This window comes from Streptomyces plumbidurans (assembly GCF_019857225.1).
GTDB classification, from domain to species: domain Bacteria; phylum Actinomycetota; class Actinomycetes; order Streptomycetales; family Streptomycetaceae; genus Streptomyces; species Streptomyces plumbidurans.
Genome location: NZ_JAFJSY010000081.1, coordinates 21,392 through 32,252, shown reverse-complemented (window position 1 = coordinate 32,252; position 10,861 = coordinate 21,392). Strand labels below are relative to the sequence as shown.

Below are 10,861 nucleotides of genomic sequence, written 5' to 3'. Positions count from 1 at the left end.
GGGCATGCGTGGGGGGTGGGGCAGTCGTGCGCGTGGGCGGGCGGCTGTGGGTCTCGTGGGTCTCGTGGGTCTCGTGGGTCTCGTGGGTCTCGTGGGTCTCGTGGGTGAAGAGCCCGGGCCGAGGGCGTACGTTCCATCGGCCCGGGCTTCGGGACGGGACCGGCGGGGGCCGGTCAGCGGCTCGTGGAGCTGAGCCGGGCGAAGACGATCACGTTGTCGCGGTAGCCGTCACCGGTCAGTGCGCCGCCGCAGGTGATGAGCCGCAGCTCCGGCCGGTCCACGTTCCCGTAGACGTCATGGGTCGGGAAGTGGTCCTTGGCCACCGTCCGTACGCCGGTCACGGAGAACTCCGCAGCCGTGCCGTTCTCCAGGCGCGCCACGATCTTCTCGCCCCGGTGCAGCTCCTCGAGATGCCGGAACACCCCGTCCCCGTAGGCGCCGACCGTGACATGGCCGAGGATCACCGACGGGCCCATCTGGCCCGGTGTCGGGGAGTGCTCGTACCAGCCCGCCTCGTCGTGCGCCGTGATCGGCGGCACCTGCACGGTGCCGTCCGCGGCCAGGCCCAGCTTCATCACCGGGGTGTCGACCCCGATGGCCGGAATCCGGAGCCCGACCGGGACGGATCGCCCCACCGCCGGCACCGACCCGGCGGACGGCGGCGCGGAGGACGAGGACGCCGAGGTCGAGGGTGCCGAGGCCGACGGTGCGCCCGCCCGGCCCACGTCGGACGAGCCACCCGTCGTGGCACCGGGGCCGCCGCAGCCCACGAGCAGCGTGGCCAGCGCCGCGGCGGCGAGGGCGTGCCTGGAGAGCGGCCTCATGCCCCGTTCGCCTGCCGGCGGCGTACGAGGAAGACCGCTCCGCCACCGAGCGCGACGGCCGCGGCGGCGCCCCCGCCGATCAGCGCGCCCGTACCGGAGCCGGAACTCTGCGGTGCCACACCGGTGTTGGGCGCGCCGCTCGGCACGGCGGAGACCTGGTCGGAGGGCGCGCGGGTCGGGGCCGCGCTCGGGACGGCGCTCGCCCCGTCGGAGGCGGGAGCCTGGCTGGGGGTCGGGGTGGCGGTGGCACTGCGGGCGGGGCGGGGGGTCGCGGACCCTCCGTCGGCGAAGGCGGGCACCGCGCCCGCCAGGACGGCGGTGCACGCAAGTGCCATGGCACTGAGGCCCGTTCGGCGCATGAATCGCTCTCTTTCGTCGGCCCGCACGGTGCTCGACCGGCGGGCTGTGTCATGGATCGAGCGGAGAGACGAGGCAGCCCCGGCGTGGGTTGTAAAGAACGGGCAAAGCCATGCGGGCGGCCGTGGGGGCCGCTGCTCGGGGGCTTTTTGGTGACGACCGTGAGCGCATCTTGAAGGTGTCTTGCGGCGTCACCAGCCATGACGTAACTAGATGAATCATGAACCTGTTCACCCGAGCTGCGTCCCTGCGCCGCCCGGCTCCCCCCACCGCACCCGTCCCCCAACTCGCCCCGGAGGCACCGGCCTTTCCCCCCAGAGCCGGTATGCCGGACCCCGCCCTCGCGGAGTTGACCGGGGAGTGGATCATCGACCCGGCGCACAGCCGCATCGGTTTCTCCGTGCGGCACGCCATGGTGACGACGGTCCGCGGGGCGTTCACGGAGTACGAGAGCCGGCTCCACTTCGACGGCAGCGACCCCTCCCGTTCACGGGCCGAGATCGTGATGGCCACCGGATCGGTCGACACCGGTGTCGAGCAACGCGACGCCCATCTGATCGGCCGCGACTTCCTGGACGCCAGGAACTACCCGCAGATGCGCTTCGTCAGTACGACGGTGAAGCTGCTGGGCAGCGACGTCTACCGGATGACCGGCGACCTCACCATCAAGCGCACCACACGCCCCGTCGACCTGGACCTCACCTACATCGGGCACGTCACCGACCCGTTCGGCATGCAGCGGGTGGGCTTCGACGGCACGACCACCATCAACCGCACCGAATGGGGCCTGAGTTACAGCCAGAAGCTGGCGGAGGGAGGCGCCATGGTGAGCGAGAAGGTGCGCCTGCAGTTCGACATCGCCGCCATCCGCTCGGACGCGGCACCGCAGTTCTGAAGGGAAGGCGTGACCCGGATCGCTGGTCGGCATTCTGGAGCTCTGGGAAATATCTGAGAGAAGGACCGCCGCGCCGGCACTGCTAGCCGTGTGACCGGCGCGGACGTATCCAGGGTCTCAGAGACCTCACAGAACCTCCCGGGAACCTCGTAAGCGGGACCGCCAGGGTGAGCGGGTCCCCAGGCGCGCGGCGCCGGGAATCCCCCGACCGGTGCCGCGTGCTTCCTCACGTACGAAGCGGAGCACGCTCACCATGTCTGCCACCACTTCCCGTACCCGTCCCCAGTCACGGAGCGGGTCCGCCCCTGGGTCTCGGCCCGGAGCCCGTCCGCGGCCCCGTCGGCCGCCGGAGCCCGTCCGGTTGATCGGTCCGGGGAGGAACGCTCTGGAGGGGGCGGCGGCCGTGCTGTGTGCCGTGGCTGCCATGACGGTCGTGTCCGCGGGGGCGCTCGGACTGTTGCATGCCGGCTCGGTCGGCTCTCTCTGGTCGCTGACCGCGACGGTGACCGCCATGGCCGTCGGCGGTTCCGTGACCGGCGGTTCGTCGACGTCGGGAGGTGCTGGGGCCACAGGCGGACTGGACTCCCTGCTCGGCGGCACGGGCGGCGGCCTGGGGCCGTCGCTGAGCGCCACGGCCGACGGCGTACCGCTCACCGTGACGCTGGTCGGCGCGGTCGCCCTGTGGATCGCGTTCTCCCGACGACTGCGCCGGGCGAACCGGGTCCGGTTCACCGCCGGTGAACTGGCCGTACGGGCGGCCGGGGCAGGAGCCGCGGCCTTCGTACTCTTCCTGATCCTGGCCGGCCTCGCACACGGCTCGGCGGTCCTGCCCGAGTCGACGACCTCCCGGCTCGCCGGAGTCGGCGGGAACGCGAACAGCACGGGCTTGGGTTCGTTCCTGGGCGGTGGCGGTATGTCGGCCCGGCCGGTCCTGACATACCGGGTGAACGCGATGTCGGCCGGCTTCGGGGCGGTGCTCTGGGTGGCCGTCGCGCTCGGTGTGGGATTCCTGATCAGCCGTCGAGCGCGGCTGCCGCTGGGCGGCACGCTGGACGGGCTGCGGTCCGGCTGGGGCCGAAGCCTGTCGGCAATCGTCCGTACGGGTCTGGTGTGCGCGGCCGTTCCCCTCGTCTGCCTCGTGTTCGTGGGCGCGGCGGTCGGAGGCCGGGTCGGCACGGCGGCGGGCGCGGCACTGCTGCTCGTCCCGAACGCCCTGGCGGTGTTCGGGACCCTGGGCGTCGGTGCCTCGTGGACGGCCGCCATGCACCCTGTGCGGCACGAATCCAGCAGCCCGCTCGCCTCTCTGCTCGGCGGTCTGGGCGGGGCGGACGCCGGTCAACGGCCCGACCGTGTCGAGCATCTGCGGTCCTGGTCGGTGGGCGGACTGCCGCTGTGGCTCGCTCTGCTCGTCATCACCGGACTCGTGCTGCTGGGCTGTGCCTGGCGGGCGGCCCGCGCCACGAAGGCGGCCCACCGAAAACCGCTGCACGACTACCGGGGCCCGCTGGCCCAACACCTGGGCATGGCAGAGCGGTTCGGTGTTCTCACGGCCGTGGTGCTGGGCGCGGCGGTCTGGGCGGCCGGACTGTCGGGGCGGTTCGGCATCAGTCTGTTCGGCAGTGAAATGGGCGGAACACACGCCGAGTTCCAGTGCGGTGTGCTGTGGCCGGTCGTCTTCGGGCTGCTTCTCGGGAGTCTGACCGGGCTCGGCGGAAGTCTGCTGTGCGCGGAACTGCAACGACGGGGACGGTGAACATCGGTCGGTCACGGTTCCGCCGGGCTGTGGACTTACGTGGTGCAGACGCATCGTTTCGTAGCCTACCCCGCAGGCTCGCGGCCGCCGCGGGCTGCATGCCTGCTGCCCTACGCCTGCGCCCCCGCGATGCTCGGAGTTCGTACCGGCCGCCTGGAGGCTCCCTTTGACATCCGCCGATCGTTCCGCCCTGTCCGGCACCGGTTCGGGTCCCCAACGCGGCCACGGCGCTGTCGGCGAGGCGAACCTGCTCGTCGTGGACGACGAACCCACCGTGCGGGAACTGCTGTGTGCGGCGCTGCGGTACGCCGGTTTCACCGTGGCCGCGGCCGGCACCGGGCAGGAGGCTCTGGAACGTGCACAGGAAAGAACGCCCGATCTCGTCCTGCTGGACGTGATGCTGCCCGACCTGGACGGCTTCGAGGTGATCCGGCGGCTCCGCGAGCGGCACCGGCCCGGATCGGCGACCCACGGCGGTCACATCCCCGTCATGTTCCTGACCGCCCGTGACCGGACGCGGGACAAGATCGAGGGCCTGGTGCTGGGCGGCGACGACTACGTGACCAAGCCGTTCGACCTTCAGGAGCTGATCGCCCGTATCCGTGCCGTGTTGCGCCGCACCGGCGGCGACCCCACCGCCCTGCTGCGAGCGGCCGACCTCGAACTCGACCCGGACGGCGTCCAGGCCACCCGGGCGGGCGAGCCGCTGAGGCTGTCGCCCACCGAGTTCCGGCTGCTGCACCACCTGATGGCCAACGCCGGGCGCACAGTCTCCAAGGCGCAGATCCTCCAGCGGGTGTGGGACTACGACTTCAACGGCGACACGGGCATCGTCGACACCTACATCAGCTACCTGCGCCGCAAGATCGACAACGGGGGACCGAAACTCATCCACACCGTGCACGGCGTGGGTTACGTGCTGCGCGGACCGAAGCCGTGAACCGGAGCCGTCGCGTCCGGGCGCTGTGGGCGCGCGCGTCCTTGCGCAGTCGGGTGCTGTTGTTGGCCGTCACCCTGCTGACCATCGGGTTCACGGCGTTCGCCCTGGTCACCGGCAACGCCCTGCGCGGCTATCTGGCGGACCGCGTCGACTCCCAACTGCACGCCACGGCCGAGGTGTTCGCCGTACTGCCGCCCGAGGTGGCGCGAGCCGGGGCAGGCCGGACGCCGCCGGCGGGACTGGCCGACCTCGGTACGAAGGTCCTCGGCAACCCGGTCGTCATCTACGTCTCCCAGGACGGCACCGTGGAGAGCGGCATCGAATCCCTCCTGGGAGAGAACCGTCCGGGCGAGACGCGGGGTCCGGCGATTCCCCGGCTCGACGCGGCAGCGGTCGCCGCACGGGGCGGCCGCCCGTTCACCGTCGGCAGCACGGACGGCGACACCCGGTGGCGAGTGACCGCCGCGCCCAGAGTGTCGCGCGCCGGACTGCTCGGGGCCGCGTCAACGGCAGCGGACGGCTCCGGCAGTGTGGTCGTGGCGACCTCACTGGACCAGGTGGACGGGACGGTGAACCGCATGTGGCAGAGCTACCGGACCACCGGCCTCGGCCTGCTCGGCGTGCTGGCGGTGGCCGGCTGGTTCGCGGTCCGCTCGGGGCTGCGTCCGTTGACCCTCGTCGAGCAGACCGCCGCCGAGATCGCGCGCGGCGACCTCTCGCGCCGGATGCCCGACCTGGCCGGGCCCAGAACCGAGTTGGGAAGACTGTCGGCCGCGTTGAACGGCATGCTCGGGCAGTTGGAGGCCGCCTTCGCCGCCCGGGCCGAGTCCGAGGCGCGGATGAGCCGGTTCGTCGCCGACGCCAGCCATGAACTGCGCACCCCGCTCGCCGGGATCAAAGGGCTGACCGACCTCCACCGCATGGGCGCCCTCTCCGACCAGGAGGGTGTGGACGACACGATGGACCACATCGCCCGCGAGTCCGAACGTCTCTCCCGGCTCGTCGAGGACATGCTCCAACTGGCCCACCTCGACGCACAGGCGCGGCGAACCCCCGGAGACCGAACAGTGCCCGACCTCGACCTCGCCCCCGCCGACCTGCGCACCCTCGCGGCCGACGCCCTGCACGACGTACGTGCCCTGGACCCCGAGCGCCCCGTCACGTTCACCGGCCCGGCCGGCCACGGACTGCCCGGCCCCGCACCGGCCCTCGCCGACGAGGCCCGCCTGCGTCAGGTCGTCACCAACCTGGTCGGCAACGCCGTCACCCACACCTCACCCGGCACACCGCTGCGGATCGGTGTGGGAACGGTCGGCGACCATGCCGTGCTGGAGGTCGCCGACCGAGGAGCGGGGCTCACCCCGCAGCAGTGTGACCGCATCTTCGACCGCTTCTACCGAGCCGACACCTCCCGCAGCCGGACCACCGGCGGGGCCGGTCTCGGCTTGGCCATCGTCCAGTCCCTGGTCACCGCCCACGACGGACAGGTCGAGGTCGACTCGGCTCCCGGAAAGGGGAGTACGTTCCGGGTCCGTCTACCGCGGCTCACCTGCGAGGGAACGACGACGGACCCACCCGGCCCGCCCCGGCGTCGTGCAGGGTGACCGCGAGCCGAGAACCGATGCGCTCCCGCCGCCGGACATGGCAGTCAGCTCGCCCGGGTCGCCGGCACGACCGGCAGCCTCCCGGTCAGGTAATGCTGGATGACAGGCACCACGCAGGCGACGAGCTGCTCGATCTCGGCCCTGGCCAGGGGCGCCACGCCCAGGATGTGTCGGCCGTCGCCGTCCCTCCCACCAACCACAACACCCACGAGCCCACGAACCACAACACCCACGAGCCGGAGAGAACCACATGAAAGCAGTGCGATTCCACGAGTACGGCGACAGCTCGGTACTCGCGCAGGAAGAAGTCGCGACCCCGCAGCCAGGCTCCGGGCAGGTGCTGGTCAAGGTCGCCGCCACCTCCTTCAACCCCGCCGACGCCGCGCTGCGCTCCGGGTTCATGCGGGAGTTCATCCCGGTCGAGCTTCCCTACACGACCGGCGTGGATCTCGCCGGAACGGTCGCCGCCGTCGGACCGGACGTCACCGGCTGGGCCGAGGGGGCACGCGTGGCCGCGTTCCTGCCGCTGGCCTCCGGGGGCGCCGCCGCCGAATACGCGCTCGCCCCGGCGGACATCCTGGCTGCCGTGCCCGACGGTGTGGACCTGGTCGCCGCGGCCGCCCTGCCCGGCACCGGACTCACCGCCTGGCAGGCACTCTTCGAACACGGTGGCGTCCAGCCGGGGCAGCGTGTCCTGGTCAACGGCGCCGGCGGGGCCGTGGGAGGTTATGCGGTCCAACTCGCCAAGCACGCGGGGGCTGAGGTCACCGCCGTCGCGGGCTCCCGCAGCCTCGACCGTGTCCGCGTCTACGGGGCCGACCACGTCGTCGACTACACCGCCACCCCCGTGACGGAAGCCGCGAAGGGACCGTTCGACCTCGTGCTCCACTTCGCGCGGTCCACTCCCGAGGAGGCCGACGCCCTCGCCAGGCTGGTTGCCGACAGCGGCTCGTTCGTCACGGGCACCACCCCGCCCGGCACCGGGACCGGCCGCGGCGTGAAGGTCATACGGATGGCCGTCCGCAGCGACGCGACGCAGTTGACCCGGATGTTCGACCTGGCCGCCTCGGGGGCCCTGCGGATCAACGTCGCCGACCGCCGCCCCCTGGCAGACATCGCGGACGTCCACGAAGAGGCCGCCCAGGGCCGGCTGGCCGGCAAGACCGTCCTGATCCTCTAGAAAAGGGCCGTCGAAGCGGCCGGGACCCGCCTTCGCGCCAACCGATAGTCATCGTCACAAAAGTCCCGGCCAGGCTCACAACCCCACGATCCGGTTCCACCTCCTGGCGAACTCCACCCGCTCCTTCGACGTGATGTCGCGAGCGATCACGAGCCGCTCGCGCATCGCGTCGTCCGGGAAGATCAACGGGTTGTTAGCGAGGTCGGCGGTGTCCTTGTCCTTGGAGTCGGCGAGAACGTGCCGGGCGGCCGGGACCGGGCAGACGTAGTTCACCCAGGCGGCGAGTTCGGCGGCGACCTCGGGCTCGTAGTAGTGGTCGACGAGGCGTTCGGCGTTGCGCTTGTGCTCGGCGCGGTCCGGGACCATCAGGGAGTCGGACCACAGCTCCGCGCCCTCCTCGGGCACGACGAAGCGGATGTGCGGGTTGTCCGCCTGGAGCTGGATGACGTCGCCGGAGTACGCCTGGCAGGCCAGCACGTCCCCGCTGACCAGGTCCTTTGTGTAGTCGTTGCCGGTGAAGCGGCGGATGTGGCCCTGCGCCACGTACCTCTCGACCTGGTCGCAGACGTGGTGGAAGTCGTCGGCCGTCCAGCGGGTGATGTCGACGCCGTCGCCCTGCATCAGCAGCGCGAACGCCTCGTCCAAGCCGGACAGCAGGGTCACCCGGCCCTTGAGGTCGCCCGCCCACAGATCGGAGACGTGCCGGATCTCGCGGCCCAGCCTGCGGCGGTCGTAGGCGATGCCGGTGATGCCGGACTGCCAGGGCACCGAGTACCTGCGGCCCGGGTCGAAGGCGGGCGAACGCAGCTGCGGGTCGAGGTACTTGGCGACGTTCGGCTGCCCGGCCCGGTCCATCTCCTGGACCCAGCCCAGCCGTACGAACCGTGCGCACATCCAGTCGCTCATGACGATCAGGTCGCGGCCGGTCCGCTGGTGGTTCATCAGGGCGGGGCTGATCTTGCCGAAGAACTCGTCGTTGTCGTTGATCTCCTCGGTGTACTTGACGGAGATCCCCGTCTGCTTCTCGAAGGCCTCCAGCGTGGGCCGTCGGCCGGGGTTGTCGTCGTCGGTGTCGATGTACAGCGGCCAGTTCGCCCAGTTCAGCCGCTTGTCGCTGCCCGACAGATCCGCGCCCGCACGCTCGCCCGGCTGCACATACGCGGCCGGCACCCCGCACCCGGCCAGCCCGCCGAGCACCGCGCCCCCGCCCAGCGCGCGCAGCAGGGACCGGCGGGAGAGGGAGCTTTTCCTCGCCGTGAAGAGGGCGCTGGTCTTCGCGGTGAAGAGGGAGCTGGTCCTCGCTGTGAAGGGCATTGCCGCAGCATGCCGCCCCTGTTCGCGCCCCGGCAATCGACGCTGCGTCGAGTGCGCCCGCGCAGGCCGGACACCCTGTCGATCACTTCGCCGCCACCGGCGCCGGTGACCGGGGAGGGACGGAGTGACCCGGCGACCCCGCGGGCGGCAGGGCGACCTCCACGATCAGCCCACCGGCCGGACGGGTCCGGGCCCGTACGCGCCCGCCGTGCGCGGCGACGACCGCGGCGACGATGGACATGCCGAGGCCGAGTCCGTGCCGCCCCGCGACCCGGTCGGGGCCCAGGCGCCGGAACGGCTGGAAGAGCCCGGCCGCCTGGCCCGGCGGGATCACCGGTCCGCTGTTCTCGATCCGCAGCCCGGGCCGGCCGGTCGCGTCCAGTCCCGTCCACACGCTCACCCAACCCTCCTCGCTCGCCGGGAGGTTGTGGCGCACGGCGTTCTCGGTGAGGTTGACGACCAGCCGCTCGATCAGCTGCGGATCGCCGAGCACGGGCGCCGGCTCCAGCCGCGCCAGGACCTGGCACCCCGAACCGGGCAGCCGTTCCCGCACGATCGCCGTGAGGTCGACCGACTCCCGTCGCTCCAGGCCCTGTTGGCTGCGTGCCAGGGTGAGCAGGGCCTCGATCAGCCGTTCCTGCTCCTGCCCGGCCGCGCGTACCCGCCGCAGGGCGGCCCGCAGGGTCTGCGCGGAGGCGTCCGGGTCGGCGAGGGTCACGTCGACGACGGTCTGCTGGAGCGTGAGGGGGGTGCGCAGCTCGTGCGAGGCGTTGGCGACGAACTGCTTCTGCGCCTCGAACGCGCCCTCCAGCCGGGCCAGTACGGCGTCGAAGGTGTCCGCCACCGCCTTCAGCTCGTCCTCGGGACCGGGCACCGCGAGCCGTTCGTGCAGGTTGTCGGCGGAGATACGGCGGGCGGTGGCGGTCATCGCGCGCAGCGGCGACAGCACCCGGCCGGCCATCAGCCAACCCAGGGCCAGCGATGCCAGCGCCATCACGGCGAGTGCCACGGCGGCCTGGACGAGCAGATCGTGCAGCTGGTCCCTGCGCAGGATCTCCGCCACGGCGCTGACGGTCGCGGGCGCGGCGGGCGCGGCCCCGGTCCCCGGCAGTCCGGGCCCCCCGACCGAGGTGATCGTCCTGCTGCCGGTCGCCGAGTGCGCGGCGAGGACGTAGACGAAGCCGAGCAGCAGGGCGCCCGCCACCACGAACAGGGCGCTGTAGAGCAGGGTCAGCCGCCATCGGATGCTGCGCGGGAACAACCGCGAAAGCCCGCTCATCGGATGCGGTACCCGGCCCGGTCCACCGTCTCGATCAGCGGCGGCTCCCCGAGCTTGCGGCGCAGCCTGCTGACGGTGACCTTCACGGTCTGGCTGAAGGGGTCCGCCGCCTCGTCCCATGCCCGCTCCAGCAGTTCCTCGGTGGACACCACCGCGCCCTGCGCCCCGAGCAGCAGCTCCAGCACCGCGAACTCCTTCGGGCTGAGCGGCAGTCGGCCCCCGGCCCGGCTCGCCTCCCGGCGCGCGGGGTCGAGGCGCAGCTCGCCGCGGACCAGGACGGGCGGCAGCGCGGGTTGCGCACGGCGCGCCAGGGCCCGTATGCGCGCGACGAGTTCGGCGAACGCGAACGGCTTCGGGAGGTAGTCGTCGGCGCCCAGCCCGAGGCCGGCGACCCGGTCGGCCACCGCGCCCGACGCGGTGAGCATCAGCACCCGGGCCCGGCTGCCGCCGCCCGCCAGCCGCCGGCACACCTGGTCGCCGTGGATCCCGGGCAGGTCGCGGTCGAGTACGACGACGTCGTAGCCGTTGATCTCGGCGCGCTCCAAGGCGGTCGGGCCGTCGAGGGCGAGGTCGACCGCCATGCCCTCCCGACGCAGCCCGCCCGCCACCGTCTCGGCGAGCTCTTCGTGGTCCTCGACCACCAGCACACGCATGGCCCCAGTGTGGCGAGCGGGCGGTTACACCCGGATAAGTCCGGCCGTTCCGCTGCTGTAAC

10 protein-coding genes are annotated in these 10,861 nt (G+C 72.2%); 5 read left to right on the top strand and 5 right to left on the bottom strand.

Features of this window, described 5'->3' with window-relative positions:
* Positions 1-173: 173 nt before the first annotated feature.
* The gene (locus JYK17_RS33790) at positions 174-824 is read right to left on the bottom strand and encodes a class F sortase (RefSeq protein WP_108015426.1); all 651 of its coding nucleotides are present in this window, start codon (positions 822-824) and stop codon (positions 174-176) included.
* Positions 821-1,183, bottom strand: coding sequence for a Tat pathway signal sequence domain protein (locus JYK17_RS33785; protein WP_108015425.1), 363 nt, complete (start codon positions 1,181-1,183; stop codon positions 821-823). The genes JYK17_RS33790 and JYK17_RS33785 overlap by 4 nt, the downstream gene beginning before the upstream one ends.
* Positions 1,184-1,401: 218 nt before the next feature.
* On the opposite strand from JYK17_RS33785, the gene JYK17_RS33780 reads away from it, so the two are divergent.
* From JYK17_RS33780 to JYK17_RS33760, 5 genes are all read left to right on the top strand, one after another.
* Positions 1,402-2,076, top strand: coding sequence for a YceI family protein (locus JYK17_RS33780; protein ID WP_108015424.1), 675 nt, complete (start codon positions 1,402-1,404; stop codon positions 2,074-2,076).
* A 253-nt stretch (positions 2,077-2,329) separates the two neighbouring features.
* Positions 2,330-3,829, top strand: a complete 1,500-nt coding sequence (locus tag JYK17_RS33775) for a streptophobe family protein (RefSeq protein ID WP_222811868.1) — start codon at positions 2,330-2,332, stop codon at positions 3,827-3,829.
* A gap of 190 nt (positions 3,830-4,019) precedes the next feature.
* The gene (locus JYK17_RS33770) at positions 4,020-4,769 is read left to right on the top strand and encodes a response regulator transcription factor (protein WP_222811871.1); all 750 of its coding nucleotides are present in this window, start codon (positions 4,020-4,022) and stop codon (positions 4,767-4,769) included.
* Positions 4,766-6,373, top strand: coding sequence for a sensor histidine kinase (locus JYK17_RS33765; protein WP_234548175.1), 1,608 nt, complete (start codon positions 4,766-4,768; stop codon positions 6,371-6,373). Before JYK17_RS33770 ends, JYK17_RS33765 begins: the two co-directional genes overlap by 4 nt.
* Positions 6,374-6,623: 250 nt before the next feature.
* A complete protein-coding gene (locus JYK17_RS33760) occupies positions 6,624-7,553 on the top strand; it encodes an NADP-dependent oxidoreductase (protein WP_222811867.1) in 930 nt (309 codons plus the stop codon).
* A 75-nt stretch (positions 7,554-7,628) separates the two neighbouring features.
* Here JYK17_RS33760 and JYK17_RS33755 read toward each other — a convergent pair whose 3' ends face one another.
* From JYK17_RS33755 to JYK17_RS33745, 3 genes are all read right to left on the bottom strand, one after another.
* Positions 7,629-8,867: a polyamine ABC transporter substrate-binding protein gene (locus JYK17_RS33755; protein ID WP_234548174.1), complete on the bottom strand. Its 1,239-nt coding sequence runs from the start codon at positions 8,865-8,867 to the stop codon at positions 7,629-7,631.
* A gap of 82 nt (positions 8,868-8,949) precedes the next feature.
* Positions 8,950-10,146 carry a sensor histidine kinase gene (locus JYK17_RS33750; RefSeq protein ID WP_128801796.1) on the bottom strand — a complete coding sequence of 399 codons (1,197 nt, stop codon included), beginning with the start codon at positions 10,144-10,146 and terminating at the stop codon, positions 8,950-8,952.
* Complete coding sequence (locus JYK17_RS33745; protein ID WP_222811866.1) at positions 10,143-10,799, bottom strand: response regulator transcription factor; 657 nt, start codon at positions 10,797-10,799, stop codon at positions 10,143-10,145. The genes JYK17_RS33750 and JYK17_RS33745 overlap by 4 nt, the downstream gene beginning before the upstream one ends.
* Positions 10,800-10,861 lie beyond the last annotated feature (62 nt).

What these genes read in the sequence shown, in the direction of transcription:
- JYK17_RS33755 (WP_234548174.1), bottom strand. Translation starts at nt 8,867, where the DNA reads ATGCCCTTCACAGCGAGGACCAGCTCCCTCTTCACCGCGAAGACCAGC.
- JYK17_RS33775 (WP_222811868.1), top strand. Translation starts at nt 2,330, where the DNA reads ATGTCTGCCACCACTTCCCGTACCCGTCCCCAGTCACGGAGCGGGTCC.
- JYK17_RS33745 (WP_222811866.1), bottom strand. Translation starts at nt 10,799, where the DNA reads ATGCGTGTGCTGGTGGTCGAGGACCACGAAGAGCTCGCCGAGACGGTG.
- JYK17_RS33785 (WP_108015425.1), bottom strand. Translation starts at nt 1,183, where the DNA reads ATGCGCCGAACGGGCCTCAGTGCCATGGCACTTGCGTGCACCGCCGTC.
- JYK17_RS33750 (WP_128801796.1), bottom strand. Translation starts at nt 10,146, where the DNA reads ATGAGCGGGCTTTCGCGGTTGTTCCCGCGCAGCATCCGATGGCGGCTG.
- JYK17_RS33790 (WP_108015426.1), bottom strand. Translation starts at nt 824, where the DNA reads ATGAGGCCGCTCTCCAGGCACGCCCTCGCCGCCGCGGCGCTGGCCACG.
- JYK17_RS33760 (WP_222811867.1), top strand. Translation starts at nt 6,624, where the DNA reads ATGAAAGCAGTGCGATTCCACGAGTACGGCGACAGCTCGGTACTCGCG.
- JYK17_RS33780 (WP_108015424.1), top strand. Translation starts at nt 1,402, where the DNA reads ATGAACCTGTTCACCCGAGCTGCGTCCCTGCGCCGCCCGGCTCCCCCC.